General features: G+C 72.1%; 27 protein-coding genes and 1 pseudogene. 15 read left to right on the top strand and 13 right to left on the bottom strand.

Going from position 1 to position 25,482, the window contains the following annotated elements:
- Positions 1 to 541: 541 nt before the first annotated feature.
- The 3 genes from ACFXMF_RS24600 to ACFXMF_RS24590 form a co-directional block, all read right to left on the bottom strand.
- Positions 542 to 1,156 carry a DJ-1/PfpI family protein gene (locus ACFXMF_RS24600; RefSeq protein WP_379988854.1) on the bottom strand — a complete coding sequence of 205 codons (615 nt, stop codon included), beginning with the start codon at positions 1,154 to 1,156 and terminating at the stop codon, positions 542 to 544.
- Between the two features lie 84 nt (positions 1,157 to 1,240).
- On the bottom strand, positions 1,241 to 1,642 hold the full coding sequence (locus tag ACFXMF_RS24595) for a TIGR03618 family F420-dependent PPOX class oxidoreductase (RefSeq protein WP_360318681.1): 402 nt from the start codon (positions 1,640 to 1,642) through the stop codon (positions 1,241 to 1,243).
- Positions 1,643 to 1,764: 122 nt separating this feature from the next.
- On the bottom strand, positions 1,765 to 2,592 hold the full coding sequence (locus ACFXMF_RS24590; RefSeq protein WP_379988855.1) for an isocitrate lyase/phosphoenolpyruvate mutase family protein: 828 nt from the start codon (positions 2,590 to 2,592) through the stop codon (positions 1,765 to 1,767).
- Positions 2,593 to 3,048: 456 nt separating this feature from the next.
- Between ACFXMF_RS24590 and ACFXMF_RS24585 the strand changes: the two genes are divergently transcribed.
- Complete coding sequence (locus ACFXMF_RS24585; RefSeq protein ID WP_379988856.1) at positions 3,049 to 4,659, top strand: class I adenylate-forming enzyme family protein; 1,611 nt, start codon at positions 3,049 to 3,051, stop codon at positions 4,657 to 4,659.
- Here ACFXMF_RS24585 and ACFXMF_RS24580 read toward each other — a convergent pair.
- Together ACFXMF_RS24580 and ACFXMF_RS24575 are read right to left on the bottom strand one after the other, a co-directional pair.
- Positions 4,656 to 5,471, bottom strand: coding sequence for a helix-turn-helix transcriptional regulator (locus tag ACFXMF_RS24580; RefSeq protein ID WP_379988857.1), 816 nt, complete (start codon positions 5,469 to 5,471; stop codon positions 4,656 to 4,658). The genes ACFXMF_RS24585 and ACFXMF_RS24580 overlap by 4 nt on opposite strands.
- Positions 5,472 to 5,614: 143 nt before the next feature.
- Positions 5,615 to 6,223, bottom strand: a complete 609-nt coding sequence (locus tag ACFXMF_RS24575) for a superoxide dismutase (protein WP_360318657.1) — start codon at positions 6,221 to 6,223, stop codon at positions 5,615 to 5,617.
- Between the two features lie 233 nt (positions 6,224 to 6,456).
- On the opposite strand from ACFXMF_RS24575, the pseudogene ACFXMF_RS24570 reads away from it, so the two are divergent.
- From ACFXMF_RS24570 to ACFXMF_RS24550, 5 genes and pseudogenes are all read left to right on the top strand, one after another.
- Positions 6,457 to 6,687 (top strand): annotated as a pseudogene (locus ACFXMF_RS24570) (hypothetical protein); the annotation flags it as partial.
- A gap of 349 nt (positions 6,688 to 7,036) precedes the next feature.
- Positions 7,037 to 7,414 (top strand): hypothetical protein, encoded by a 378-nt coding sequence (locus ACFXMF_RS24565; protein WP_379988882.1) that lies wholly within the window; start codon positions 7,037 to 7,039, stop codon positions 7,412 to 7,414.
- Between the two features lie 134 nt (positions 7,415 to 7,548).
- Positions 7,549 to 7,809, top strand: a complete 261-nt coding sequence (locus tag ACFXMF_RS24560) for a hypothetical protein (RefSeq protein WP_360318653.1) — start codon at positions 7,549 to 7,551, stop codon at positions 7,807 to 7,809.
- 93 nt (positions 7,810 to 7,902) lie between these two features.
- Positions 7,903 to 8,379, top strand: coding sequence for a nuclear transport factor 2 family protein (locus ACFXMF_RS24555; RefSeq protein ID WP_360318650.1), 477 nt, complete (start codon positions 7,903 to 7,905; stop codon positions 8,377 to 8,379).
- Between the two features lie 71 nt (positions 8,380 to 8,450).
- A complete protein-coding gene (locus ACFXMF_RS24550; protein ID WP_379988880.1) occupies positions 8,451 to 9,095 on the top strand; it encodes a uridine kinase in 645 nt (214 codons plus the stop codon).
- A gap of 18 nt (positions 9,096 to 9,113) precedes the next feature.
- Here ACFXMF_RS24550 and ACFXMF_RS24545 read toward each other — a convergent pair whose 3' ends face one another.
- The 3 genes from ACFXMF_RS24545 to ACFXMF_RS24535 form a co-directional block, all read right to left on the bottom strand.
- Positions 9,114 to 9,947 (bottom strand): aldo/keto reductase, encoded by an 834-nt coding sequence (locus ACFXMF_RS24545; RefSeq protein ID WP_379988858.1) that lies wholly within the window; start codon positions 9,945 to 9,947, stop codon positions 9,114 to 9,116.
- A 308-nt stretch (positions 9,948 to 10,255) separates the two neighbouring features.
- Positions 10,256 to 11,305, bottom strand: coding sequence for a lactonase family protein (locus tag ACFXMF_RS24540; protein ID WP_360318641.1), 1,050 nt, complete (start codon positions 11,303 to 11,305; stop codon positions 10,256 to 10,258).
- Positions 11,306 to 11,500: 195 nt separating this feature from the next.
- A complete protein-coding gene (locus tag ACFXMF_RS24535; protein WP_379988859.1) occupies positions 11,501 to 12,157 on the bottom strand; it encodes a TetR/AcrR family transcriptional regulator in 657 nt (218 codons plus the stop codon).
- A gap of 79 nt (positions 12,158 to 12,236) precedes the next feature.
- Here ACFXMF_RS24535 and ACFXMF_RS24530 point away from each other — a divergent pair, with 79 nt between their 5' ends.
- Positions 12,237 to 13,022, top strand: a complete 786-nt coding sequence (locus ACFXMF_RS24530; protein WP_379988860.1) for an ABC transporter ATP-binding protein — start codon at positions 12,237 to 12,239, stop codon at positions 13,020 to 13,022.
- A gap of 22 nt (positions 13,023 to 13,044) precedes the next feature.
- The gene (locus ACFXMF_RS24525) at positions 13,045 to 13,908 is read left to right on the top strand and encodes an ABC transporter permease (protein WP_360318633.1); all 864 of its coding nucleotides are present in this window, start codon (positions 13,045 to 13,047) and stop codon (positions 13,906 to 13,908) included.
- Between the two features lie 37 nt (positions 13,909 to 13,945).
- On the opposite strand, the gene ACFXMF_RS24520 is transcribed toward ACFXMF_RS24525, so the two are convergent.
- Positions 13,946 to 14,923 (bottom strand): helix-turn-helix transcriptional regulator, encoded by a 978-nt coding sequence (locus ACFXMF_RS24520; RefSeq protein WP_379988861.1) that lies wholly within the window; start codon positions 14,921 to 14,923, stop codon positions 13,946 to 13,948.
- A gap of 89 nt (positions 14,924 to 15,012) precedes the next feature.
- Between ACFXMF_RS24520 and ACFXMF_RS24515 the strand changes: the two genes are divergently transcribed.
- Positions 15,013 to 15,435 (top strand): SRPBCC domain-containing protein, encoded by a 423-nt coding sequence (locus ACFXMF_RS24515; protein ID WP_360318627.1) that lies wholly within the window; start codon positions 15,013 to 15,015, stop codon positions 15,433 to 15,435.
- A gap of 191 nt (positions 15,436 to 15,626) precedes the next feature.
- Positions 15,627 to 15,860, top strand: coding sequence for a hypothetical protein (locus ACFXMF_RS24510; protein WP_379988862.1), 234 nt, complete (start codon positions 15,627 to 15,629; stop codon positions 15,858 to 15,860).
- Positions 15,861 to 16,004: 144 nt separating this feature from the next.
- On the opposite strand, the gene ACFXMF_RS24505 is transcribed toward ACFXMF_RS24510, so the two are convergent.
- On the bottom strand, positions 16,005 to 16,739 hold the full coding sequence (locus ACFXMF_RS24505; protein ID WP_360318621.1) for a DedA family protein: 735 nt from the start codon (positions 16,737 to 16,739) through the stop codon (positions 16,005 to 16,007).
- A gap of 204 nt (positions 16,740 to 16,943) precedes the next feature.
- Here ACFXMF_RS24505 and ACFXMF_RS24500 point away from each other — a divergent pair, with 204 nt between their 5' ends.
- Positions 16,944 to 17,414, top strand: coding sequence for a GNAT family N-acetyltransferase (locus ACFXMF_RS24500; RefSeq protein WP_360318619.1), 471 nt, complete (start codon positions 16,944 to 16,946; stop codon positions 17,412 to 17,414).
- 210 nt (positions 17,415 to 17,624) lie between these two features.
- On the opposite strand, the gene ACFXMF_RS24495 is transcribed toward ACFXMF_RS24500, so the two are convergent.
- Positions 17,625 to 18,029 carry a PPOX class F420-dependent oxidoreductase gene (locus ACFXMF_RS24495; protein ID WP_379988863.1) on the bottom strand — a complete coding sequence of 135 codons (405 nt, stop codon included), beginning with the start codon at positions 18,027 to 18,029 and terminating at the stop codon, positions 17,625 to 17,627.
- Positions 18,030 to 18,143: 114 nt separating this feature from the next.
- Between ACFXMF_RS24495 and ACFXMF_RS24490 the strand changes: the two genes are divergently transcribed.
- Entirely contained in the window at positions 18,144 to 18,674 is a 531-nt protein-coding gene (locus ACFXMF_RS24490; RefSeq protein ID WP_379988865.1) for a GNAT family N-acetyltransferase, read from the top strand.
- On the opposite strand, the gene ACFXMF_RS24485 is transcribed toward ACFXMF_RS24490, so the two are convergent.
- On the bottom strand, positions 18,643 to 19,314 hold the full coding sequence (locus ACFXMF_RS24485; protein ID WP_360318610.1) for an SDR family oxidoreductase: 672 nt from the start codon (positions 19,312 to 19,314) through the stop codon (positions 18,643 to 18,645). The two genes, ACFXMF_RS24490 and ACFXMF_RS24485, sit on opposite strands and share 32 nt — an antisense overlap.
- A 169-nt stretch (positions 19,315 to 19,483) precedes the next feature.
- Here ACFXMF_RS24485 and ACFXMF_RS24480 point away from each other — a divergent pair, with 169 nt between their 5' ends.
- Both ACFXMF_RS24480 and ACFXMF_RS24475 read left to right on the top strand, forming a co-directional pair.
- Positions 19,484 to 20,056, top strand: coding sequence for a GNAT family N-acetyltransferase (locus ACFXMF_RS24480; RefSeq protein WP_379988867.1), 573 nt, complete (start codon positions 19,484 to 19,486; stop codon positions 20,054 to 20,056).
- A gap of 214 nt (positions 20,057 to 20,270) precedes the next feature.
- Entirely contained in the window at positions 20,271 to 21,593 is a 1,323-nt protein-coding gene (locus ACFXMF_RS24475; RefSeq protein WP_379988869.1) for a hypothetical protein, read from the top strand.
- Between the two features lie 44 nt (positions 21,594 to 21,637).
- Here the strand turns inward: ACFXMF_RS24475 and ACFXMF_RS24470 are convergent, their stop codons facing one another.
- Positions 21,638 to 22,957: a glutamate ligase domain-containing protein gene (locus ACFXMF_RS24470; RefSeq protein WP_360318603.1), complete on the bottom strand. Its 1,320-nt coding sequence runs from the start codon at positions 22,955 to 22,957 to the stop codon at positions 21,638 to 21,640.
- Between the two features lie 243 nt (positions 22,958 to 23,200).
- Here ACFXMF_RS24470 and ACFXMF_RS24465 point away from each other — a divergent pair, with 243 nt between their 5' ends.
- Positions 23,201 to 24,979 carry a glycosyltransferase 87 family protein gene (locus ACFXMF_RS24465; RefSeq protein ID WP_379988870.1) on the top strand — a complete coding sequence of 593 codons (1,779 nt, stop codon included), beginning with the start codon at positions 23,201 to 23,203 and terminating at the stop codon, positions 24,977 to 24,979.
- The last annotated feature ends 503 nt before the right edge of the window (positions 24,980 to 25,482 follow it).

Here is a 25,482-nt window from a genome sequence, read left to right as displayed (position 1 = left end):
ACCCAGGGCTCCTGACCGCCGGTGACCGTGGGACCGGGCCCACCTCCACCAGCCCACGCCGACCGTTTAGCACTGAGCCACCCGCGCCCAACCCAACCAAGATGCACCGCAGGCGGCGAGCACCCGACCCACCCGGGAAAGCCCCCAACGGACCCGACCACACCGCCCTCCCGCTCCACCGCACGGCAGGGCAAGGCAAGGCAAGGCAAGGCACGGCACGGCACGGCACGGCACCAAAGGCGTCCCAGCCCCAAACCGCAGCCTGGCGGCGCGACCGGCAGGCCGGCAGGCGGCCAAAGCGCAGTGCCCGCGCGACCGACGCCGCGCGCCGTCCCGCGCGCGGGACGGCCAGGGCGGGCACAGGTGCAACGGCGATGCCCAGCCGGGAAATCAACGCAGTCCACGCTTCGAACCGGGCGCCCTCGGTCACGGCCCAGGAAGCGGTGTTCGGTCGTCTGGTCGGCGCCGGGCGCGCGGGGGATCGGAAACGGAATCGGAAACGGGCATCGGGAAGCGGGAAGCGGAGACCAGGGAGCCGGGCTCAGGCCATAGGGAGCAGAGTCGCCGTGTGAAGGACGGTGAAGACATGGTCGACCGTGGCGGCTTTTTCGCCGACCGGTGCCACGTAGTCGATCGCGGCGCGGGCCTTTGCTTCGCCGAGGGTGCGGGTGATGGTCCAGGCGGCCAGGTATTGGGAGGCCAGGCAGCCGCCGGCTGTGGCGATGTTGCCGGACGCGTGGAACGGGGCGTCCAGGACCTCGACTCCGGCCGCCTCGACCCACGGGCGGGAGTTCTCGTCGGTGCAGGCCGGCAGGCCGGTCAGCAGGCCGAGTCGGGCCAGGACCAATGCGCCCGAGCATTGTGAGCCGATGAGTTGGCGCGTGGGGTCGAGGGGCAGCGCCGCGAGGAGTCCGTCGTCGGCGACGACGTCGCGGGTCCTGATGCCGCTGCCGATCAGCACGACGTCGGCTTCCGGGATGAAGTCGAAGCCGCGTTGCCCGGTGACCTCGACGCCGTTCATCGACGTGACGGTCGGGGCAGGCGTCGTGATGTACGCGGTCAGGCCGTCCTTGCGGCAGCGGTTGACGATGGCCGCCGCCACGAAGCTGTCGAGTTCGTTGAAGCCGTCGAAGGTAACCACGGCGACCTGGGTCATCTGTGCATCCCCGTTCGGATCGGTGTGCCGACACTTCCCGGCAGGCTACGCCCCGACGCCTGACCGCCCCGACCTCGTCGCCCCCTAGACCGTCCCCAGTCGCCGCGTCACCGCGATCTCGATCACCACCCGCTCCGGGTTCACCCTCGGCTCCCGATAGCGCTCGGTATAGCGCCGAACCGCGTCGGCGACGGCCGCCGGGTCGCCGTTGATCGTCGCGATGCCTTCCAGCGTGGACCAGCGCCTCCCGGCCACCTGGGAGACCGCGACGCGGGCCCCCGTACCGGCCGCCAGCACGTTCCGGACCTTCTTGCTGGCACCGTGCGAGATGACCCGGGCGATCCCCGTCACGTGGTCGTATGTGGCGCCGACGGGCACCAGGTGCGGCGTGCCGTCGGGCCGGTGGGTGACCAGCAGACACAGGTGCCGTTCCTGCCAGAATTCCTGGAAATCCGGGGTGGTGGTCGGCGGAACGTGCAGCGTCATCGAGATCAGGTCTTTCACGATCGGGCGGGCCTGCCGGAGTCGGGCGAGACCGTTCCCGACCCGCCGACCAGCAGTATGACCCCACCGACCCGGGCGCCGAGCAACCCCTCCCCGCCCGCCCCTCAGTCGGCCCGATAAGCCTCCGACATCGCCTGCGCCTGCGCATACGTCGGCGCCCCGGCCGCTCCCGCCTCCTCGTCGCACGCGATCGCCCACGCAAGGTCCACCGCACTCCGCACCGCGACCCGGAACAACAACGACCCCGTACTGATCCGCCGCACGCCCAACTCCGCGAGCCGGGTCCGGGGCGGGCCGGTGGGGCTGTACAGGATGTTCAGCGGCGCGTCGGTGGCGCCCACCAAGGTCTCGATCGCGGCCTCGTCCCCGACGCCCGGCACGAACACGCCGTCCGCGCCCGCCGCCCGGTAGGCCCGAATCCGCCGCACCGTCTCGTCGAGCGAGGCACTCGGGCCGCCCACCCAGTAGGTGTCCGTGCGCGCGTTGACGAACAACGTCGGCGCCGCCTCCTTGAGCGCGGCGATCACCGCGACCTGGCGCCCCGCGTCGGTCAGCGTCCCGTCGGCCCGCCCGTCCTCCAGGTTGACGCCGGCCACCCCCGCCCGCACCAACTCGGCGCCCAACGCCGCAACCTCCTCCGGGCGCTCGGCGAAGCCGCCCTCGATGTCGACGCTGACCGGAACCGGCAGCCGCGCGATGCCGATCCCGAGCCGTACCGTCTCCTCGCGCGTCCCGCCGACTCCGTCCGGCTTGCCCGCCGCGATCGCGACCCCCAGGCTCGTCGTCCCGATCGCCGCGAATCCGCGCTCGACCAGCGCCGCCGCCGAGGCGTGGTCCCACGCGTTGGGCAACACCAGTGGCGCCCCGGCCCGATGCAGGGCACAAAACTCCGCGAAGCGATCGGCATTGGCGGCCTGGTTCGTACTGCTCATCGAGCGTGCCCTCCGGATCGACGGCGACCGCGCCGAACGCGGCCGAACCCTGCCGATCCTCCCCCACCCCCGCCCACCCCGGCATCCGCCTTTCCACCCACCCGACGGCAAACCAGGCCGGCCCAAGCCCCCCCCGAGCAAGCAACCAAGCCCGCCCGAATGCCTCCCGAGCAAGCAACCAAGCCCGCCCGAATGCCTCCCGAGCAAACCACCAGGCCCACCCGGGCACCCCTGGAACAAACAGCCAGAGCCCGCCTAAACACCCCCCCGACCACACAGCCAGAGCCCGCCCAAGCACCCCCGACCACACAACCAGAAGCCGCCCAAGCACCCCCCAAGCAAACAGCCGAGGCCCACCCCGGCGTCCTCCCGGGCGAACGCACGACAACGTCACCCCTTCGAGCCCCGTCCGGGCACCTGCGATAACGTCCCGCGAGAACGAGGGAGGCCTGCCCGATGCTGCTGCACGAGATCCTGGTCGACGCGGCTCGGGAGGTACCCGACCGCACCGCCCTGATCGTCCCCACCCACACCCCACGCACGCACACGGGGCACACCGAGCACACGGAGCACACCGCAGCCCGGCACCCTGCGACCCGGCACCCCGCCGCCCCGCAGCCGGCGGCCCAACACACCGTCTGGACCTTCGCCGAGCTGGCCGCCCACTCCCGCGCGCTCGCCGCCACCGTCGCGCGCCGGACCTCCCCCGGAGCCCGGGTGGGGATCCTCGCGCACAACCGGGCCGAGTACGTCGCTGCCTACTACGGCGTCCCCTGGGCCGGCCGGGTGCTGGTCCCGCTCAATCCCAGGTTGCACCCGCGCGAGTGGGCCGATCAGTTGGCCCGCTCGGGCGCCGAACTGCTGCTCGGCGACGCCGAACCGATGGCCCGGCTCGGCTGGACCGGGGGCCCGAGCCTGGAGTTGGGCGAGGCCGTCACCGAATCCGCCCATGGCGAGCCCGAGTTCACCCCGGCCACCGACGAAACCGCGCTGACCTGGCTGCTGTTCACGTCGGGCACCACCGGCCGGCCCAAGGGCGTCCGGCTCACCCATCGCAGCCTGACCGCCTCGATGCGCACCTCGCTCGCCTGCCGCCCGGTCGACCCGGACGCCGTCGTACTGACCCCGTTCCCGCTCGCGCACGTGGCCGGCTACCAGGTGCCGGCCCACCATCTGATGCGCCGCCCGGTGGTCGTACTGCATCGCTACGAACCGGCCGAACTGGCGCAGGTGATCCGCGAGTTCGACGTCACCAACCTCTCCCTCGCGCCGACCATGATCGATGCGCTGCTCGATCACGTGCACGAGGGCGACGGGTTGCGCGAGCGAATCCGCTCGATCAGCTACGGCGCCTCGCCGATCACGCCCGAGCTGATCCGCCGAGTCGACCGGATGCTCGGCTGCGCCCTGGGCCAGGGCTACGGCATGACCGAACTCTCCGGCAACGCGGTGTTCCTGAGCGCCGCCGACCACCGCCCCGAGTTGTACGCGGCGGCCGGTCGGCCCGGGCCGGGCGTCGAGATCCGCATCGTCGACGACGCGGGCCGGCCGCTGCCGACCGGCGCCACCGGCGAGATCTCGGTGCGCTCCGAGCAGGTCGCGGACGGCTACTGGCAGGTGGACACCGGCGAGTTCGCGTCCGGCTGGTTCCGCACCGGCGATCTGGGCCGGTTCGATGCCGACGGCTACCTGTACGTCCTCGATCGCAAGAAGGACGTGATCATCACCGGCGGCGAGAACGTCAGCGCCCGCGAGGTGGAGGCGGTCTTGCGCACCCATCCGGACGTCCGCGACGTCGCGGTGGTCGGCGAACCGGACACCCGGTGGGGCGAACGGGTGGTCGCGGTGGTCGTCCCGACCCCGGATCGCCCCGTCGACCCGGACGCCCTCGTCACCCTGTGCCGCGCGCACCTGGCCGGCTTCAAGGTCCCGCGCCGCGTCGTGTTCACCGACGCCCTCCCGGTCACCGGCACCGGCAAGGTCAGCAAACCCGCCCTACGCGAACAACTCGCGGAAGCCCAGCCATCCTCGCGGAACACGCCCAACCATCTCGCGGAACACGCCTAACCACCGGCCTCACCCGGCGCACCCGACTCACCGGGTTCAGCGGACCCACCGGACTCGGCGGACTCGGCGGACTCGGCGGACTCGGCGGACTTACCGGACTCGGCGAGACCACGGGAACCACCGGAAGCACCGGAAGCACCGGACTCACCGGACTCACCGGAACCGCCAACCACCGGCCGAATCTCATAAGCGCAATGCGGCGCCCCCGCCACCATATGGCTGACCCGCCGCACCTCGGTATCCGGCAACGCCTCCCGCAGGAAGGCCAGTTCCGAGGAGCACGCGGTCCCGCACCGGATCGCCACGTCGAAGATCGCGCAGTTCTGCTCGACGATCAACCACCCGCCGCCGTCGGCCAACGGTTGCGCGGCGGCCAGGTAGCCGTCCTCGTCCAGGATCGCGGCTATCGCGGCCACCCGATCGGCCAGCTCCGGCGCGGTGGTCCGGGCCCGGGCCCGTTCCAGCCGCCGCTCGCGCCGACGGTCGAACAACCGGTCCACGAAACCGGGTTCCTCGGCCTGCGCGGTCTCCAGCAGGTCGCCGACCAGGTCGCCGTAGCGCCGGGGGAAGAGGTTCTCCCCGGCCGCGGTCAGCCGATACACGTGCTTGGGCCGGCCCGGCCCGAGTCGGGCCTGCCGATGGGTCACATAGCCCTCGGCGACCAGTCCGGCCAATTGTTGCCGCATGCCGCTCGCGGTCATCCCGACCGCGTCGGCCAACTCTTCCGCCCGCAGTTCGCCCGCGCCCTTGAGGTGCCGCAATATCTCGCGCCGGGTCTCGGGCAACAGTGCGAACGCGTCCTGCTCGGTCACCGCTCGCTCCTCTCGTCCACCCCGAGTCTCCCGAGTGCGTGTGCGTGCGCGCCGGTGCGCGTGCGCCGACGCCGCGGGCCCGCCGACGTCGGACAGGGCCGCACGGGAGGCATCCCGCGCGGCCCCGGACCGAACGCCGTTCCTCAGGCGCCCTTGGCGGCCGAGAGGCGGGCGGCGACGTCGTCCCAGTTGAAGACGTTCCACACGGCCTTGAAGAAGTCCGCCTTGACGTTCTTGTACTGGAGGTAGAAGGCGTGCTCCCACGCGTCGATCGCCAGCAGCGGCACGGTGCCCTGCGGGATGTTGCCCTGGTGGTCGTAGACCTGGGTGACCACGATGCGCTGCGAGAGCGGCTCCCACGCGGCGACGGACCAGCCCGAGCCCTGCACGGTCATCGCGGTCTGCGTCATGTGCGCGCGGAACTGCTCGAAGCCGCCGAAGTCGACGCCGATCTGCTCGGCGAGGTCACCGGTGGGCTCGCCGTTGCCGGTCGGGCCGAGGTTGGTCCAGAACAGGCTGTGCAGCACGTGACCCGAGACGTGGAAGGCCAGGTCCTTCTCCAGCTTGGAGATGGTGCCGTAGGCCTCCTTGTCGCGGGCGTCCGCGATCTGCTCCAGGGCGGTGTTGGCACCGGTCACATACGCCGCGTGGTGCTTGTCGTGGTGCAGCTCCATGATCGCGCCGCTGATGTGCGGCTCCAGGGCGGCGTAGTCGTAGGTGAGGTCGGGGAGCGTGTAGACCGTGTCGGCCACGGGAGTTCCTCCTGCGCAGTGGTTGCGGTGACGTGCTCGACCCTATGCTTCTCACCGGAGACCGGGCAAGTTAGGCAAGACTTAACTGTCCTAACCGGAGTCCCCCGGTCCACTCGAAGCAGACAAAGGAGTTGACGGTGCATCAGCAAGCCGCCGAAACCTTGGACGAAGCGTTCGAACGTCTACATCGCACCGGTTCCGAGTTCGACGACAAGTTGTCCAATCACGGACCGATGGCCGTCGAGGCGCTCGTGCACTCGGGCCAGTGGGAAGCCGTGCCCGCTTGGTTGGACGTTTACACCACCCGGCTCGAACCGGTGGCCCGCCCGACCGAGCGCATCGCCCGGGACGGGTGGCGCGAGGCGCTGGGCGACCGCGCCCGCGACGGGGACTGGATCGCGCTGTTCACCGACGAGATCGCCGAACAACCGTGGCGCGAGGTGCTCGCGTTGTGGTGGCCGCGCCTGCTCCCGGGCCTGCCCGGCGGCGCCACGCACGGCGTGATCCGGGTCGGACACGCGGTCCGCGCGCTGCTGGAGGCGGGCGAGAGCCCGGTCCGGCTCGCCGAGTTCGCACACGCGATGGCGTACTTCGCCTCCAGCAACCAGGCCCTGCCCGAACTGCCTCGGCTCGCGGGGGGCCGCACGCCGTTCGACGCCCTGGACGCGGTGCCGCCGCTGCCCGCCGGCGAGAAGGGCCACATCAACCGGCGGCTCGACTCCCTGGCCGGCTGGGACCGCTGGCTCACCGCGACCCTGTCGGTGCGCACGGGCCGACACCCCCGAGGAGGCGCAATCGCTGCTGGCGGACACGGTGCACGCGGCCACCCTGCGCTATCTGCGTCGCGGACACGGCAACGCCGTGATGAACGTGCACGGCGTGACCGCCCCCAACGCGGTGCTGCGGGTGTTGCCCGCGCTGCCGACCGAGTTGTGGATCCCCTCGTACACGGCCGCGTGGGCCACGAGCAGCGCGGTCTTCGCGGTGTACATGGCGCCCGAGGACGGGCCGGAGCCGCCCGCTCCGGCGGCCGATGCCGCGGCCGCGATGGAGAGCGCGTGCGCGCACGGCGACGAGCACGTGATCAAGCTGGCGGACACCGCGGCGGATGTGCACGCGCGCTCCGACGACGCGCGGGCGTTGTCCGCCGGGGTGCTCGCGGCGGGCCTGGTGCGGCCGCTGCGGGAGTGATCGAGCGGGGCGCGTCGCGCGACACGCCCTCGTCCGAGTGAGATTCCCCCACTCGGCGCAGCGGATTCCGTTCGCTGGTCCCCTACGGACCGCCCGCACGGACACCCCGTACGGGACCGACGAACGGAGTTCCGATGCGCATCACCACCCTGCTCGCCGCCGCGGCCGGCGGCGCCCTGCTCGCCCTGGCCGCCACCGGGCCCGCGCTCGCCGACGGCCGCGCGGACACCCTGACCAGCGAAACCCGCCAGGTCGGGCAGATCAACGAGGACGACGTGATCAAGGAACTGCGGCCTGCCGTGCTGGGCATCCACCAGGGCGTCTCCGGCGGCTTCGTCGAGGTCCCGCCGCCGCACGTGACGGCACCGCAGATGCCGCCGCTGCCCGACTTCTAGGGCGATCCGCCACCCCGCGTCGGCCGCCGAGTTTCCCTGACGCACCGTCAGATACCTCTGGATCTCGGCCGCCGACCGCACTACCGTCCGCCCATGACCCAGACATCGAAGGACCCGGCCGGGACATCCACGGACCTCGAGGAACGCAGGCGTACCGTCGAGAACTTCTGGCGGGGCGTGGACACCCACGACTGGGACCTGGTGGCGTCCACCCTCGCCGACGACTTCGTGCGCGTCGGCATGCGGGACAACGCCGAGGACACCTGCGAGGGCAAGGAGGCGTACCTGCGCTTCGTTTCCACCGTCACCGGTCGGATGGCGCAGCACGAACTGCGCTCGCGGTTCACCTTCCTCAGCGAGGACGGCCGATACGCGTTCAACGAGGCGGTCGAGTCGATCCGGCCGACGCCGACGGACGACCTCCTGGTGATGCGCTTCGCGAACTACCTCGAACTGAACGACGAGGGCCTGATCGTGCGACTGGACATCTTCTGGAAGACGCCGCCGTACATGCCGCCGGACTGGATCACCGTGGACGCGACCCTGGAGCGCGATCCGCGGGGCGACTGAACGCGCGCACCCGGGTCGGCCCAGAATGTAGCCATGATCGAACCCGACGCCCCCCGCCCGGCGCGCCGATGGTGAACGCCCGACCGCTCACCCCGGCCGCCCTGGTGGACGAACTCGTCGCGGCGATCACCGACCGCGCGGGCGACCGCCGATGGACCCGGGTCGCCGTGGACGGCGCGGACGCGGCCGAACCCGGCGCCGTCGCCGACACGCTGGTCGCGCCGCTGCGCCTGCTGGGACATCCGGTGTTGCGGGTGGCGGCGCGCGACTTCCTGCGCCCCGCGTCGGTGCGCCTGGAGTACGGGCACACCGACGCGGAGTCGTATCTGTGGGGCTGGCTGGACGACGCCGGATTGCGCCGGGAGGTGCTCGAACCGCTCGGCCCGGACGGCACCGGCCGGGTGTTGCCCAGCCTGTGGGACGCCGCCCGGGATCGGGCCACCCGCGCCGCGTACACCACCCTGCCCGAGGGCGGGGTCCTGCTCCTGGACGGGCCGCTCCTGCTCGGCAAGGGGCTGCCGTTGGAACTGACCGTGCACCTGTGGTTGTCCCCGGGCGCGCTGCGCAGGCGTACGCCGGCCGAGGACGCCTGGACGCTGGAGGCGCTGACCCGCTACGCGGACGAGGTCGCGCCCGCGACCGAGGCCGACCTGCTGGTGCGCTACGACCACCCCGCCCACCCGGCCCTGATCGAGCCGGACCGCCGCCGACCCTGATCCCGCGCCGGACCGGGCCTAGTTGAGCGTGTCCGGGTCCGGGCCCATCCGGCCGCCGCGGTCCAGGGCCTGGATCGCGTCCAGGTCGGCGGAGCTCAGTTCGAAGTCGAACACCTCGAAGTTCTCCCGGATTCGGGACGGGGTGACCGACTTGGGGATCACGATGTTGCCGAGCTGAAGGTGCCAGCGCAGTACGACCTGGGCGGCGGTCCGGCCGTGCGCGCGGGCCACCTCGGCGATCACCGGGTCGGCCAGCAGGTCGCCGCCCTGACCCAGCGGGCTCCACGCCTCGGTCGCGATCGCGTGCGCGCGGTCGTACCCGCGCACCTTGGTCTGCTGGAGGTAGGGGTGCAGTTCGACCTGGTTGACCGCGGGCACCACGGCGGTGTGTTCGAGCAGTCGGGTCAGGTGGTCGGGCTGGAAGTTGGATACGCCGATCGTGCGTACCCGGCCGTCCGCGAGCAGCTTCTCGAACGCCCGCCAGGTGTCCAGGTAGCGGTCCCGGTTCGGGGTCGGCCAGTGGATCAGGTACATGTCCACGTAGTCCAGGCCGAGTTTGGCCACGCTCTCGTCGAACGCGGTCAGGGTCGAGTCGTAGCCCTGGGCGTTGTTCCACAACTTGGTCGTCACGAACAGGTCCGCCCGCGGCACGTCGGAGGCGGCCAGCGCGCGACCGACGCCCGTCTCGTTGCCGTAGGCGGCGGCGGTGTCGATGCTGCGGTAGCCCACCTCCAGCGCGGTCTCCACGGCGGTGGTCGCCTTGTCGTTCTCGACCTGGAAGACCCCGAAGCCGAGTTGCGGGATGGTGGTGCCGTTGTTCAGGGTGATGTCGGGTACGGGGGTCGGGCTCATGGTTGGGATCGTCCTTCGTCGCAGGGGTCGGGCGGGATGACCCGGCGTCGGCCGGGCAGCCGATCGGGCTGCTCGACCGATCGGCCCGCAGCGCCCGAGTCACCCTGCCCGCTCTGCCCGCTGAGCGCGTTCCGCACACCGGGCGTACGCACCGCCACGACGCGCAAGCGGGTGGACGCAGGCCCGATCGGCCCCAGCTCGGCCGCCGTTCGAGAACACCCGAAGCCCCGGCTGCGTGCCACCCGCAGCCGCACCGGCGAGCGCCGGACGAGCCGTCCCGCCCGTCCGGCGCCGAGGACCCCGTCCCCCTACACCAGAATGCTCGTCGGGCTCCCGGTCGAAAGCGCGACCCCCAACGCCGTCAGCCGCCCCGACTCCGGATCGCAGCGGAACCCGGTGACCGTGTCCCCGCGCTGATTCGCCACGTACAACACGTCGCCCACCAACGCCAGATCCCGAGGCCAGGCCCCGCCGCCCGGCACCTCCTCGACGAGCGCCAACTCCGCGCCGTCCACCGCGAGCACCGAGATCGTGTCCGGCCCCCGGTTCGCCACGTACACGAACCGCCCGTCCGCCGCCGCGACGATCCCCGACGGCGCGCCCTCGCCGCCCGAGAGCACGAACGGCTTGCCCGCCACCGTGAGCGCCCCCGTGCGCGGATCGCTGCGCAGCGGCGTGACCGTCGTGTTCAACTCCCCGGCGAGCCAGGCGAGATCGTTCGGCCCGTAGGCGATGTGTCGGGGCCCGGTCCCCGGCGGCAGTGTCACCTTCGGCCCCTCCGCGATCGTGCCCGCCTCGGCGTCGAAGCGCAGGTGGTACACGGTGTCCGAGCCCAGGTCGCACACCACGAGCCACTCGCCGCCGGCCGCGAACGTCACCTGGTGGGCGTGCGAGGACGCCTGGCGGTCCTTCACCGGGCCGGACCCGGTCAACCGCACGTGCGTCGCCGCCTCGCCGAGCGTGCCGTCGTCGGCGATCGGGTGCACGGTGACGCTGCCGCCGCCGTAATTGGCCACCACCACGAATCGCCCGGTGGGTTCGGCCGCGAGGTGACACGGTCCCGCGCCGAGCGTGGACACCTCGCCCAACGGCACCAGCCGTTCGTCCTGCACCGAGTAGGCGCCGACCGCGCCCTCGCCGCCCCGCTCGCTGACCGCGTAGAGGAAACGACCCGAGGGGTGCCGGGCCACGTACGAGGGCGAGATCGCCGGGATCACCGCGGAGGGCGTGCCGAGCAGCCCGGTCGCCGGGTCCTGTCGGCACACCGTGATGCCGCTGCCGTGCCCCTCCATGTCGGGGGTGTACGCACCCACGTACACGAGCGGTCCGCGTCGGTCGGAAGCATTTGGTGAGGTCACACGGTTCTCCTGTTGTCTGGCCTGGGGCGGCTGTGGCAACCGACCGTCGATCGAGTCACGATCCGACGGCCGAGCATGCATCCGTCGAGCCGGCGGAGCCGACCACGCAGATCATCGCGGATCGATCGCCTCGTCGCCGCCGATGTCATGCTCCTCCCCGACCCCGTCGCCGGCACACCCCGCCGCGGGTCCGGGTCACCGCCGGGTGCGGACCGCGTAGTCCCACACCTCGGCGCTCAACAACGATTCGACCGCGTCGAGTTGCGCGAGCGCGTGCGCGGCCGTCGCGTCCACCCCGACGCCGGCCGCGATTTGCCTGCCGATGCCGCGGAAGACGGCCTGCTGGATGCCGGCGAGTTGCCCGGCGATCAGGGTCGGCACCGGGTCCCCCGGTTCCGCGCCCGCCTCTTCGGCGAGCGTGGCGCCGAGCACGTCCGCGCCCAGTTGCTGCATCCGCCACAGCCGGGCCATCAGCGCCGGCGACCCCTGCATGACGTTCATGAAGCGCTCGTAGCCCTCGACCAGGCCCACGTACGGCGAGCGATCCTCGACGTCCCGGCGCAGCGCGTCCAGCACCGCGCGGGCCGCGGACTGGCCCACCGCCCGCTCGCGCACGATCCGGGCCGCCCGGTCGACGACCTCGGACTCGCGGTCGAAGAACAGGTCTTCCTTGGCCGGGAAGTAGTTGTAGACGGTGTTCACGGACACCTCGGCCGCGTCGGCGATCTGGGCGACGGTCACCGCGTCGAACCCGCGTTCCAGGAACAGACCGGTCGCGACGTCCGAGATGTGCGTGCGGGTGCGCCGCTTCTTGCGCTCGCGCAGCCCTTCGGCGGGTTCCGAGTCCGTCATGCATCCATCCTAGCCTTCATGGGGTCATTTTAATTTTGGGGTCGTTGCAAAATTTAAATGACTATGTTTCGGTAGTCGCATGACACCGGTCATCCACACCACCGGGCTCGCCCGGACCTTCACGACCAAGCGCGGCACCGTCGAGGCCGTCCGCGGCATCGACCTGACCGTCCCGGCAGGCGAGATCCTGGGCTTCCTGGGTCCCAACGGCGCCGGCAAGACCACCACCCTGCGCATGCTCACCACCCTGCTGGCCCCCACCGGCGGCAGCGCCACCGTGGCCGGCCACGACCTGCTGCGCGACCCGGCGGGCGTACGCAGGCGGATCGGCTACGTCGCCCAGTCCGGCGGCGTCGACCCCGCCGTGTCGGTACGCGAGGAACTGACCACCCAGGCCCGGCTGTACCGGCTGGACCAGGCGCAGGCCCGGGCCCGCACCACCGAGTTGGCCGCCGACCTGGATCTGTCCGACCTGCTCGACCGCCCGTGCGCCGCACTCTCCGGCGGACAACGCCGCCGACTCGACATCGCGATGGGCCTGGTGCACCACCCCGACGTGCTCTTCCTGGACGAGCCCACCACGGGCCTGGATCCGGGCAGCCGCGTCGACCTGTGGGATCTGGTCCGTCGGATCCGCGACGAATGGGGCACCACGGTGTTCCTGACCACGCATTACCTGGACGAGGCCGACGCGCTCGCGGACCGGCTCGTGGTGGTCGACCGCGGCCTCGTCGTCGCCCAGGGCACGGCGCACGCGCTCAAGACCGAGTACACGGGTTCCCCCGACTCCTCGCTCCAGGACGCGTTCATCGCCATCACCGGTCGGCGCACCCCCGAGCCGAACGAGACTCCGATCGCCGTCTGACCCGGCAGAGGTAGCCATGTCCATGCCATCCACACCGTCGACGCCCACCCCACCGCCGACCCCGGCCGCGGCGTCGCCGCCGGCGGCCCGCGACGCCGCGACCACAACACCGGGGCGACCGGAGCCGGCCGCGGCCGCGGCCTTCGTGTCGGACACGCTGCTGATCTTCGGCCGCTACCTGCGCCAGACCGTGTCGGCCAGGATCGGCCTGATCTTCGGGATCGTCCAGCCGCTGCTGTTCCTGATCCTGTTCGGCCCGCTCCTGCGCGACGTCCCGCTCGGCGGCGAGGGCGACTCCTGGCAGACCCTGGTGCCCGGCCTGCTGGTCCAGCTCGGGCTGTTCAGCGCGGCGTTCGCGGGCTTCGGGATCCTGATCGAGAAGCAGTACGGCGTGGTCGAGCGCATGCGGGTCACGCCCGTGAGCCGACTCGCGCTGCTGCTGGGGCGCGTGCTCAAGGACATCGTCCAGATGCTCGTCCAGTCGGTGGTGCTGGTCGTGGTCGGCGTGGCGTTCGGGCTGCGCGCGCCGCTGCTCGGCGTGTTGATCGCGTTCGGTTTCGTCGCGTTGATGACCGCCTCGCTCGCGTCGCTGTCCTACGCGCTGGCGATGCGGGTGGACAGCCCGCAGGAGTTCGCCCCGGTGGTGAACTCGGTGAACCTGCCGGTGATGTTGCTGTCCGGCATCCTGCTGCCGATGTCGCTGGCCCCGGGCTGGCTGGACGGCATCTCCCGGGCCAACCCGCTGCGCTACCAGGTGCAGGCGGTGCGCTCCGCGTTCGTGGGCGACTACGGCGGCACGGTGGGCATGGGCGTGCTGACCGCGCTCGGATTGGCCGCGGTGTCGCTGGTGCTGGGCGTACGCGTGTTCCGCCGCGCCGGCGCGTAGTCGGCCGACCGTTTCGGGGCGACGGCCGCGCGGGCGCTCAGGCGTATCGCGCCGCCGTCGCCCGCGCGGCGTCGGCCAGTGCCGCGCGCAGTTCGGGCGGGCCCAGGACCTCGACGTTCGGACCGAGTTGCAGCAGTTCCGCCACCGCCACCTCGATCGACTCGATCGGCAGGTCGGCCCGGACCCGGCCGTCCGGCAGCGGCTCCCCCGCGCTCGCCTCCACGGTGTCCGCCACGTACGCCCCGAACAGGTCGCGTACCCACGCGTACACATCCGGGTTGATCAGCACGTCCGCGCGGATCGCCCGCAGTTGTTCGACGAAGTCCCGAGACCAGTCCTGCCAATAGGTGGGCAGGTCGAAGTCCGGGTCACGCTCGAACACTTCGTCGAGCACCTCCAGTTCCTCGATCCGCACCACCCGGTACGTACGATCGCGATGCTCGCCCGCCTGCACCGTGCGGGCCACCAGGTACCACGCGCCCGCCTTGAGCACGAGCCCGTACGGCTCCAGTTCGCGGGTCACCTCGCCCCGCCAGCGCCGGTAGTGCACCCGGATCCGTCGGTCGGTCCACACCGCGGCGGCGATCCGGGCCAGATCGGGCGAGCGGTCCGCCTCGCGATACCAACCCGGCGTGTCCAGATGGAAGCGCAGTTGCGCTCGGTTCACTCGCCCGCGAAGCTCCGCGGGCAGCCCCGCCTGCAGCTTGAGCTGCGCGGACGCCACCACCGCGCCCAGCCCCAACTCGGCCGCGGGCCCCGGCAGGCCGGCCAGGAAGAGCGCGTCCGCCTCGTCGTGGGTGAGGCCGTTGATCCGCGTGCGAAAACCCTCCAGCAACCGATATCCGCCGGCCGACCCACGCTCGGCGTACACCGGCACACCCGCCGCGCCGAGCGCCTCCACATCGCGGTAGACGGTGCGGACCGACACCTCCAACTGCTCGGCCAGTTCGGTCGCGGTGACCAGCCCCCTGGTTTGCAACGTCATCAGGATGGTCAGCAGTCGGCTCGCGCGCATGATCACCAGTGTTGCGCATACCTGACCGTTGTTGACAGGTATCGGCAGAGACCGAGCGACGCGGGCACGTCACCGGAAAGGCTTGGACCATGAGCGACACCACCGGCCGAACGCAGGACGCGGGCTATCAAATCGGCGTGTCCAAGACACTCCCGTATCCCGTCGAGCAGGTGTGGGAGTTGATCACCTCCGCCGCCGGCCTGGCCCTGTGGCTGGGCGAGGACGTGGACCTGACCCCGACCCGGGGCGCGCCGTACCGCACCGCCGACGGCAGCACCGGCGAGGTGCGCGGGTGGCGCGAGACGGACCGGATCCGGGTGACGAGCCGGGTGCCGGACTGGGATCACGACACGACCGTGCAGGTCGCGATGAGCGCGAGCGGGCCGGGACGGACGGTCCTGCGGTTCCACCAGGAGTGGTTGTCCGACGCCGGGGAGCGGGCCCGGCAGCGCACCCACTGGCAGGGCGTGATGGCGGCGGTCGAACGGGCGTTGGCAGCGCCGAACGAGTGAAATGCGTCGGCGAACCGGTGCACTTCCGTTCGGGATCTTCGTATCCGTGTCATTCGTTGATCGACCATCGAAGGATTTCGGCGGCGCGAGGCGGGTCGGCAGGGCCCGACCTCGCGGCCGAGGTCTCGATACGGCAGTGGATCCCGGTACGGCAGCGATGTCCGTCCGGAATGGGAACGGAGAACGGCGCGATGAGCGGCTTCCTCGACAAGGCCAAGAAGATGGCCGAAGACACCATGAACACCGGCAAGCACAAGGTCGAGGAGGTCCAGGTGGGCCGGGAGGCGGGCACCCTGCTCAAGCAGTTGGGCACCGCCTACTGGAAGGAGCAGCGCAGCGGCGGCTCGCACGAGGAGGTCACCCGGGCGCTCGCCGCTCTGGACGAACACGTGGCCAAGCACGGCGACGCGGCACTGCGCGGCTGAACCGGCCCGAATCGACGACGGCCGACGCCGTGTGGGACGCCGGCGACGAGGCGGCCGGACTCGCCGGCCCCACCCCGTCGCGGCGCGTCCCGCGCTTCGGGCGGGCCGTGCCGCACGGCCGCAGGGGCACGCGACGGTGATCGCTCAGGCGGCGCTGTCCTCCCGGACCGCCGCCGTGGCGCCCGCGAAATCACGCCGAGAACCCGCGGCCGCATCCGCCGCGGGGTCCCCGAACGCCGAGGAACGGTTCTCCTCGGCCTTGCGACGTCGACGCCGCCGCACGTAGGTGACCACGCCCGCGACGATGCCGATCGCGACGATCGCGGCGCCTATCCAACCGGGGACGCTCGCCGCCGACGGGTACGCGCTGCCCGCGAGGCGGCCCAGCATGATCGAGCCCGGCACCCACACCAGGATCCCGACCGCGTTCCACGGCGCGAAGCGTCGGTAGGGCATGCCCGCCGCGCCGGCCAGACGGGGCAGCAGGGTCCGGGCGAAGGCGACCCAGCGACCCAGCATCACGGTCACGCCGCCCGCGCCGCGCCCGCGGGTGAACATCTCCTCGGCCCGTTCCCACCGGGGCTCGCCCACTCGGCGCCCCAGCCGCCCGGTCCGTATCCGTTCGCTGCGGTGTCTGCCCGAGAGGTAGCCCAGGGTGTCCCCGACCAGCGCGGCGGAGGTGGCGATGATCAACACCGGGACCAGGGCCAGGTGGCCCGTGGAGGTGAGCAGTCCGCCCAGCAGGAGCACCGGTTCGGCGGGCGCGAACACGCCCAGGAGCAGCCCGGTCTCGATCACGGCGACCAGAGCGATCACGACATAGGCGTACAGCGGCGGTAGATCTCCCAGCCGCTCCACCCACTCGTGCACGGCATCCACGTGGAACCTCCCCGTTAGGCCGCTTGCCATGTGGCTTGACAAGCATCCGCCTTCAATCCTGTCAACGGATCCTGCGCGCGGCCGAATTCCCGTCTACTCCCCTGGCCGTACAAAGGTGACGCCAGTCATCCGTCCCGGTTGCCCACACCCGCGCGCCCGGGACCAACGAAACGGACGCCGGCGACGCCCTCTACGTTGGGCGCCATGAACGACTTCGAAATCCGGCCGGCGGGCCGGGACGACATCGCCGCGATCGTAGGGCTTCTGGTGGACGACACGCTCGGTTCGGGCCGGGACTCGCAGGAGGACCTGACCCCGTACCTGGCGGCCTTCGAGCGCCTGGTGGCCGATCCGAACCAGGAACTGGTCGTGATGACCGGGCCGGACGCGGCGAGCGGCGGACGGAAGGTGATCGGCACCCTCCAGTTGACCATCATCCCGGGCCTGTCCCAGCGCGGCACGACCCGTGCCCTGGTGGAGGCGGTGCGCATCGACAGCGCCGAGCGCGGCGGCGGCCTGGGCACGATCCTGATGCACTGGACCATCGAACGTGCCCGCGAGCGCGGCGCGACGCTGGTGCAGCTCACCTCCAACAGCACTCGGGAGAACGCCCACCGCTTCTACCGCAACCTCGGCTTCACCGACTCCCACGTGGGCTTCAAGCTCACCTTGTGAGCTTGAAGGCGGTTTGTGGGGTTCGAGTAGATTTTTGGGATTCGAGCTGCCTTGCGGCGTTCGAGGAGCTTTCCGAGGCTCAAGCCCTCGTGTGGGCCTCGGGCCGCCCTTCGAATCGCCGGCCGGCCGGCGCTCGAACGCACGCCCGCCCCGAGGCCCCGCCCGGTTCGCCGAGCCGCAGCCGGGTGGGGCTCGCGGCGGGATCCGGTCCTACGGCCGCTCGCCCAGCTCGACCCGGACGCCGACCGTCCCCGCCGTCCCGCGCCGCAGTCGGCTGCCGAGCAGGGTCATCCGCCCGACGAGCCCGAACTTGCGCCGGATCAGGTCCCGGTAGTGCTCCGTCCCGGCGGCGTCCAACAACGACGCGTGGCCGGGCACCGCCCCTCCGCCGGTCCTCCCGCGCGCATCGCACGCGGTGACCGTGACCCTGCCGCCGTTGCGGATCCGTTTCACCTTGCCGGAGTCCCGCGCGGTCCACACACCGAGTGCGTCGCCGTCGCGGAACACCCACACGGGCGTGCCCACCGCACGCCCGTCCCGCCGGAACGTGGTCAACAGGACGTACTTGCCGGCCGCGAGCCGGTCCAGGTCCGCGGGGCCCCGAGGCGAAGTCATGCGCGCGAGTCTAGAGCGCGCATACGGCGCGAACACGGCGCACACGAAGCGATCGTCAAGATCGTTCGCAACCCGACCTGCCCGGCGCACGGCCCCGGGTGGGACGATGATCGGATGTCGCGCACATCGGAGGAAACCCGCGTCCAGGTCCGGCCCGCGACCGAGGCCGACGGTACGAGGCTTGCCGAGATCGACCACCTCACCTGGTCGCCCGACGTCACCCCGGCTCCGCGCTGGGCCGCGGACAAGGTGTTCTTCCGCGGCGCCGACCACGTGCGCGACACGCTCGTCGCACACGAGGACGATCTCGTGCTCGGCTACGTGCAGTTGGAGCGCTCGACGTTGTGTCCGGCCTCGGGGCACGTGCAGATCGTCAACGGGCTGGCGGTGCACCCCGACCACCAGGGCCGTCGGATCGGCCGGGCGTTGCTCGGGGCGGCCGAGGCCGAGGCGCGCAGGCGTGGGGGGCGCCGGATCACCCTGCGGGTCCTCGGTGGCAATACCGCCGCCCGGGCCCTGTACCTGGCCGCCGGCTACCGGATCGAGGGCGTGCTGGCGGGCGAGTTCCTGCTGGGCGGACGCTACGTCGACGACGTGCTGATGGCTCTGGACCTCACGAACGAGGCTTCTCCGCCGCGTACTTGACCGCCTCGCCGACCGGCACGTCGCCGCCGACCACCTCCAGGGTGCGGCCGATCGTGCCGGGCTCGGTGACCAACTCGGCCAGGATCGCCGCCACGTCGTCGCGGCGGATCGCGCCGCGCCCCTCACGCTCGGACAGTGCGATCAGGCCGGTGCCGGGATCGTCGGTAAGCCGTCCCGGGCGCAGGATGGTCAGGTCGAGCGCGCCGCGCGACCGCAGGTCCTCGTCGGCCTCGCCCTTGGCCTTGAGGTAGAGCGCGAAGTCCGGGTCGGTGTCGGCGGGCGGGTCGGTCGAGGCGCCCATCGAGGACACGATCACGTAGCGCCGCACCCCCGCGTCCTCGGCCGCGTCGGCCAGCAGCACCGCGCCGCCGTAGTCGACCGTCATGGTCCGCTCGCGGGTACTGTCCGGGCCCGCGCCCGCCGCGAACACCACCGCGTCGGCACCGGCCAGGTGCTCCACGACCTCCTCGACCGACGCCCGCTCCAGGTCGCACAGGACCGGCTCGGCGCCGGCCGCGACGAGGTCGTTCGCGTGGTCGGGGTTGCGAATGAACCCGACCACCGTGTGCCCGCGATCGGCGAGCAACCGCTCCAGCCGAAGTGCGATCTTTCCGTGTCCACCCGCAATGACAATACGCATGTATCCGACCGTAAGGTCACGAACCTGGACATCGGCCGGCGTGGCTCCGCGACACGATCAGGTTCCACTGTTCGGCTGCTGTCGACGGACACCGCCGCCGGGGACGCCGGCCACCCGGCCACCCGGCCACCGACGGCCGTCCACCCGGCCGCGCCTACAGTGCGGTGCCATGACGATCGCCTCGGATCGGGATCCGACCATCAGCACGGACCTCGCCCACACCCGCGACCTGCTCTTCTCGTACTACAACGCGACCGCCGACGAGACCGGTCACCCGGGCTGGGAGAGGCCCGAGCAACTGCCGCCCTGGTGCCGTGTCGACCACGACGATCCGGCCGACTTCTACGCCCATCCCGGCGCCTACTTCACCGCGCTCCTGGACGGCCGGCCCGCGGGCGGTGTCGGTGTGCATCTCCTCGATGCCGACACCGCCGAGGTGAAGCGCCTGTACGTGCTCCCGCACGCCCGGGGCCACGGGATCGCCCAGGCGCTGATGGCCCGCCTGCACGCGCACGCGCACCGGGTGGGCGCGCGGCGGGTCGTACTGGACTGCCTGCCGCAACGCACCGGAGCCATCAACCTGTACCGAACCCTCGGCTACCGGGACATCGCGCCCTACCGCGAAGACCACGGCCCCCTCCCCCTGGCCTGCTTCGAACTCGCCCTGCCCACCGGCCCCATCAACCCCACCCATCCCATCGACCCCACCGACCCCACCACTCACGGCAACCCCATCGGCTGAGCACACCCGGCGCAGGCACGAGCGAAGCATTCGGGCCAACCGGGACACGCCCATCCGGCGCATCGAACAACCCGCCCACCATCCCCCATTTGCCGTAACCTGCCCTATCGCTTCCCCGCACGATCGGGCGGATTTCGCCCTTTGCACTCCCTCGCGCCCCGCAGGCGTTCTATCGTCACCCCGTTCGGTGTCACCCGTACGGAAGGGGCCGGTCGTGACCCGAGGAGGCATCGGTGCGGCGCGCGTCGGCAAAGCGCTGGGGCTCGTCCCCCGCCAAGTCCGCCTCGCCGCCCGAACAGGACTGCTCGCACAACACCAGGACGGCACCTTCGACGCCGACGCGGTCGCCCGCGCCGCCGCCGACCCCGGCCCCTTCCTCACCGCACTGAGCCGCGAAGAACCGCTCACCGCCACCGAGGCCGCGCACCGCCTTGGCATCGGCCGCGAGCGCTTTCGGCGGGTGGCCCAGGCCGCCGGGCTGCCGGTCGTGGATCGGGTGACGGTCTCCCGGTACGGCCGGGACCTGGAGGTGCGCTACTACCGCACCGCCGACGTGGACACGCTGCATCCGCACATCACCGCGGATCGCGAGCTGCGCGAGGCCGCCCGCCGGGTGGCCCGGTCGCTGGCCGCGACCAAGGCCGCCGCCACCCGCGCGCACAACCGCGAGCGGGCCCGGAACGCGCGCCGCTACCTCGCGACGCTGGCCCCGGAGCGGCAGACCGATCCGGCCGACGTGATCGCCTTCGCGTGCGCCCTGGCCCGCCTGCACGGCACCGCGCCCGCGCGGCTGCGCCGGTTCATGGGCGACCCGCGGGTCCGCGACATCGCCGAGATCGCCGAGCAGTGTCGCTACAAGCCGACCGAGATCGCCGAACTGCTCGCCGCCGCCGGCCCGCGCGCGATCACCGCGCTGCGCTCGCTGGCCCGACCGCACCGGGTGTGGGCGACGCTGGGCGTGCCCGCCGAGGACATCGCCCACCGCATCCCGTCGATCGACCACCACATCAGCACCGACCTGCTGCACCGGTTGGCCACCGACCCGCCGCGCTGGCTGCTGGAACTGCACGCCGACCGCGAACTCGAACACGCCACCGCCGCGGTCACCCGCTGGCTCGATCGCGAATGGCATGCGCAGCAGCGGCGCGCCGAGGCGGTGTGCCGCGCGGCCGAGGCGGTCATCGACCACCTGACCGACGAGGCCGTGGCCGAACTCTTCGGACTGCCGATGGAACTGATCCCGGACCTGCGCCCGCGCAGCAACAAGTGGACCACCGCGTACGTCGAGGAACTCCTGCACACCCGCCCCCTGTGGCTGCGCAGCCAAACGCTCGCCCGCGCCGAGATCACCCGCCGCGCCGCCGCCCGTGCCCGCCGCGAAACCGCCCGTGCCCAACGCCGCCTCGGCTGGCGTCGCACCTGGGCCAGAGCCCTGGCCATCCCCCTGGAAGCCGTCCCCGACACGGTGGAACGCCCCACCCCCGCCGCCCTGCAATCCGCCCGAACCCACCCCCCGCATTGGGCCCCGCCACAGTGACCCAGGGCGGCGGGAGGCGGGCCGCACGGGCGTCGGAGGGCTCTTCAGGCCGGTGGCAGGCCGAGGGCCGTCCGGGCCTCGCCCACCAGTTTGTGTGAGCCCAGTACGACCACCAGCCCGCCCGGGCCCACCAGTTCCCCGGCTCGACCGAGTGCCGTCCGCACGTCCGGCTCGACACAGGTGGGTCGGTCGTCCCCGTGCTCGCGCGGCAAAGCGGCCAGCACGTCCGGATCCGCCGCGTCCGAGGACGAGGTCCTCGTGAGCACCACCGGCCAACCCGACGGCAGCGCCGCCAACATCCGCGCGGCGGGCTTGCCGCGCATGACGCCGAACACGACCGCCGCGGGCACCCGATCCGACGCGCGCACGTGCCGGGCGATCTCGGGCGCGACCGTGGCCACCCCCTGTTCGTTGGTCGCCCCGTCCAGCAGCACCCGCCCCGACCACCCCCGCACCCGGGCACCGGGGACCAGTTCCAGCCTCCCGGGCCAGCGGGTCCGCGCCAGCCCGGCCCGCAACCGCCCGCCCCGGTCGGCGGCGACGTGGCCCCGCGCCACGAGCGCGTCCACCCCGGCCACCGCGAGCGCCAGGTTGTCGTACTGGTGCGCGCCGGGCAGCGTGCACACCAGGTCGCGGTGCACCCCTTGTGGTGTCCGGACCTCCAGCAACGTGCCGCCGTCGGCGGCCGTACGCGCCTCGACCCGGATCTCGTGGCCCAGCCGCCACACGGTCAGCCCCGTATGGCCGGCCAGCACCTCGTCGGCCGCCTCGCGCGCCTGCGCCGACAATCGGCCGAGCAGTACGTGGTCGCCGTCCCGGGCCACCCCGACCTTGACCCGGGCGATCTCCGCCTCGGTCGCGCCCAACCGGTCGGTGTGGTCCAAGCCGACGCCGGTGACGACCTTGACGTCCAGGCCGAACGACCCCACCGCGGTGGTCCGCCCGCCGATGTTGGCCTCCGCCGCGACGAACCGCACATCCGCCCGCCGGAAGTGCAGCGCGGCGGCGGCGGCGTGCAGGGACGAGGCGTTGAACGTGCGCCCGGTCGCCCGCATGGCGGCAAGCACCTCCTCCAGGACCGCGACGTACTCGGCCTCCGAGACCGGCACGCCGCCGACCCGGATCCGCTCACGCGGCTCCTGCAGGTGCGGACTCGGCAGGCTGCCCACCCGCAGCCCCATCCCGGTCAGCGCCGCGACCGCGAACGCGCACGTGGACCCCTTGCCGTTGGTACCCACCACCTGCATCCCGCGCAGCCCCCGCGCCGGCTCCCCCAGCGCGGTCAACAACTCCGGCAGATACCGGCCATCCGCCCGCGCCCGCTGCAATTCGCCGACCACCTCGGCGCACTCCCGATAGTCCATGACCGCCGATCGTGTCACCCCGGGCCGCCCGTCGACCACCCTGCGTGGCCGGCAATGCAACAGGGGACATCACGTGCACCACCCGTCGCAGTCCCGGCGCCGAGAACGGGGACGACCGTCGAGGGTGCTTCCGCGGGTGGACTCGACGGGTGCACGTCGTTTGCCCGCCCCTGTGGGCACCGGACCTGACTACCCGTCACCCCGCGTGGGCGGTGGGCTGCGGAGACGACACAATCCGGTGTCATGAATGGTGACAGGGTGGATTCACCGAGTGTCGTGGATGCGCGCGGGTCGTGGTCGACGCGGGTTCTCGCGTTATCCGGGGCCGCGTTGTGCTTCGTGCTCGCGGCGGTGTGGTCGTTGTGGTCGGCATGGCATCTGCCGTCGTGGGATCGGCAGATGGACCTGCATGTGTACATCGGTGCGGTGCGCGCGGTGGGGAACGGGGTGCCGCTGTACCAGTACGTGGCGGAGAACGGTGATCCCTTCACGTATCCGCCGTTCGCACTCGTGGCTTTCCAACCGCTGGGGTGGGTGTCCGAGCCGGTCGCGCGGGTGGTGTGGCTGGCCGCCACCCTGGTCGCGGTGGTCTCGATCGCGGCCGCGCTCACCGCGCGGCGGGGGATCGCGGGGCGACGTCGCCAGGTCGCGTTGACGCTCGTGGCGGCCGCGGTCCTGCTGGTGTCGGCGCCGATCCAGAGCAATCTGCGGTTCGGTCAGGTCAGCGTGTTCCTGGTGGTGTTGGCCTTCGTCGACGCGCTCGATCTGATGCCGCGTCCGGTGCGCGGGGTGCTGATCGGGGTGGCGTCCGCGATCAAGCTGACCCCGCTGCTGTTCGTGCCCTACCTGTGGGTCACCGGTCGGCGCCGCGACGCGATGCGCGCGGGCGCGTCGTTCGTGGCGTGTACGGGTCTGGCCCACGCGTTGTGGCCGGCCGCCTCGACGACGTTCTGGACCGACGCGATCTTCAGCACCTCGCGCATCGGGAACCTGGCCGCGGCCGGCAACCAGTCCCTCAACGGCGCGCTGATCCGGGTCGGGGTGGTCCCGCCCGAACGCGCCGCGGCATGGCTGGCCCTGTCCGCCCTGGTGTGCGCGGTGGCGCTGGTCGGTGCGCGCCAATGCCACCGCGAGGGCCACCCCGCGCGGGGTGTGGTCGTCGTGGGCTGCGCGACGGTGGTGGCCTCGCCCGTGTCGTGGACCCACCACCAGGTGTGGCTGGTCCTGGCGGGCCTCCTGTTGATCGCGGGCCCGCGCAAGGCGCGGGTGGCATGGGGCGTCGTGCTGCTCGTGACCATGACGGTCAGCGTGGGCGGGTGGCTTCCGGGCGGCTTCGCGCGCGAGAACGTGCGACTGCTCGCGGCGCTCGCGGTGTGCACGTGGGGGCTCGCGCCGCTGCGGGACCGGGCCCCGGCGACGGTGGGGCTCCTGCCGGGCGTGCGGTTGGTGGTCCGCCCGCGCACGGCCATGGCCTACGCGGGGGTCGTCGCGGTGGCCGCCGGCGCGGTGGTGCTCCTGGTCCGGGAATCGCCCATCACCGTGCGGTTCGAGACGCCCGACCATCGTGACGAGGCGTTGTGGGGGCCACCGACGGACGGATGCTCGGGGTACGGGTCGGTGCCGCGGGCGGACGGCACGGCCGCCTTCGTGTGCCAGAGCATGGTGGATCCGGTGGGCGGACGGCAACTCAACTTCGGTGGCGGATGGGGCGGTCCGTCCGGGATGGTGACGATTCATGGTCAGGTCGGCCCGGAGGTGGCACGCCTGGTCTTCATCCCCGTCGAGGGCACCAGGGCTCTCGACGTCCCTCTCCGGCCCGAAGGTCCCGACAGCGGCCCCGTGCGCCCTCCCGAACAGGTACCCCCCGGCACGATCGTGTCCGGACCGATCGAGGACCGTCGCCTCCCCGGCGCCCGAGGTTTCTCCATAGCCGCCACCAACACCGACCACGCCCTGCTCCTGGCCTACGGACGGGACGGAAAACTGATCGGCGACGGGGGCACCAAACTTCGCACGGGTTGATCCGGTCGATGAATCCGCGGCCCGAAGTCCCCACGTGGGTGGGGTGAACCGGTCACGCGGACCGGGCCGGCGCCGTACGGGGCGAAGTCCCCATGCAGGTAGGAATGTTCCGCCCATGGAGACGCGGCCGAGAAGGGGCGGCGGCCGAGCCCGGCATCGAACTCGCCCGCCGAATCACGGCCGTTGCCCCGGTACCCGGCGCGGTATCGATCGACCGGGCACGCCATGCGGCCGCGTGCTCGGGTCGCGAATCGCGCATGGGGCTTTTCCGTGTCGGTCCGGCCCGGCATGCTGTGCGTGGCCGTCGTTGCTGCGACCGGCCGGGCCCGCCGCAGGGTGGCGGGCGGGTGCGGCTCGGCCTCCCGTGGGGGCCGAGCCGCGCTTTCGTCCGGCATCGGTTCGGTGGCGGCGACCGAACGCCGTTGGATGCAAGCCGCGATGGTTCCGGTCGACTACTCCTTCACGGTCCCGCGTGGGACTCGGCCGCCGCGCCGGCCGTACTC

The organism is Embleya sp. NPDC059213 (assembly GCF_042754445.1).
In the GTDB taxonomy this organism is placed as follows: domain Bacteria; phylum Actinomycetota; class Actinomycetes; order Streptomycetales; family Streptomycetaceae; genus Embleya.
The sequence above is the reverse complement of the archived record's forward strand: the minus strand, read 5'-3'. Positions and strand labels throughout refer to the sequence as shown.

Excerpts from the sequence above, each read along its gene's own strand:
- ACFXMF_RS24495 (WP_379988863.1), bottom strand. The coding sequence starts at position 18,029 with ATGACTTCGCCTCGGGGCCCCGCGGACCTGGACCGGCTCGCGGCCGGC.
- ACFXMF_RS24490 (WP_379988865.1), top strand. The coding sequence starts at position 18,144 with ATGTCGCGCACATCGGAGGAAACCCGCGTCCAGGTCCGGCCCGCGACC.
- ACFXMF_RS24530 (WP_379988860.1), top strand. The coding sequence starts at position 12,237 with ATGACACCGGTCATCCACACCACCGGGCTCGCCCGGACCTTCACGACC.
- ACFXMF_RS24590 (WP_379988855.1), bottom strand. The coding sequence starts at position 2,592 with ATGAGCAGTACGAACCAGGCCGCCAATGCCGATCGCTTCGCGGAGTTT.
- ACFXMF_RS24525 (WP_360318633.1), top strand. The coding sequence starts at position 13,045 with ATGCCATCCACACCGTCGACGCCCACCCCACCGCCGACCCCGGCCGCG.
- ACFXMF_RS24595 (WP_360318681.1), bottom strand. The coding sequence starts at position 1,642 with ATGACGCTGCACGTTCCGCCGACCACCACCCCGGATTTCCAGGAATTC.
- ACFXMF_RS24555 (WP_360318650.1), top strand. The coding sequence starts at position 7,903 with ATGACCCAGACATCGAAGGACCCGGCCGGGACATCCACGGACCTCGAG.
- ACFXMF_RS24465 (WP_379988870.1), top strand. The coding sequence starts at position 23,201 with ATGAATGGTGACAGGGTGGATTCACCGAGTGTCGTGGATGCGCGCGGG.
- ACFXMF_RS24470 (WP_360318603.1), bottom strand. The coding sequence starts at position 22,957 with ATGGACTATCGGGAGTGCGCCGAGGTGGTCGGCGAATTGCAGCGGGCG.
- ACFXMF_RS24585 (WP_379988856.1), top strand. The coding sequence starts at position 3,049 with ATGCTGCTGCACGAGATCCTGGTCGACGCGGCTCGGGAGGTACCCGAC.
- ACFXMF_RS24500 (WP_360318619.1), top strand. The coding sequence starts at position 16,944 with ATGAACGACTTCGAAATCCGGCCGGCGGGCCGGGACGACATCGCCGCG.
- ACFXMF_RS24545 (WP_379988858.1), bottom strand. The coding sequence starts at position 9,947 with ATGAGCCCGACCCCCGTACCCGACATCACCCTGAACAACGGCACCACC.
- ACFXMF_RS24515 (WP_360318627.1), top strand. The coding sequence starts at position 15,013 with ATGAGCGACACCACCGGCCGAACGCAGGACGCGGGCTATCAAATCGGC.
- ACFXMF_RS24510 (WP_379988862.1), top strand. The coding sequence starts at position 15,627 with ATGAGCGGCTTCCTCGACAAGGCCAAGAAGATGGCCGAAGACACCATG.
- ACFXMF_RS24485 (WP_360318610.1), bottom strand. The coding sequence starts at position 19,314 with ATGCGTATTGTCATTGCGGGTGGACACGGAAAGATCGCACTTCGGCTG.
- ACFXMF_RS24480 (WP_379988867.1), top strand. The coding sequence starts at position 19,484 with ATGACGATCGCCTCGGATCGGGATCCGACCATCAGCACGGACCTCGCC.
- ACFXMF_RS24600 (WP_379988854.1), bottom strand. The coding sequence starts at position 1,156 with ATGACCCAGGTCGCCGTGGTTACCTTCGACGGCTTCAACGAACTCGAC.
- ACFXMF_RS24520 (WP_379988861.1), bottom strand. The coding sequence starts at position 14,923 with ATGCGCGCGAGCCGACTGCTGACCATCCTGATGACGTTGCAAACCAGG.
- ACFXMF_RS24560 (WP_360318653.1), top strand. The coding sequence starts at position 7,549 with ATGCGCATCACCACCCTGCTCGCCGCCGCGGCCGGCGGCGCCCTGCTC.
- ACFXMF_RS24535 (WP_379988859.1), bottom strand. The coding sequence starts at position 12,157 with ATGACGGACTCGGAACCCGCCGAAGGGCTGCGCGAGCGCAAGAAGCGG.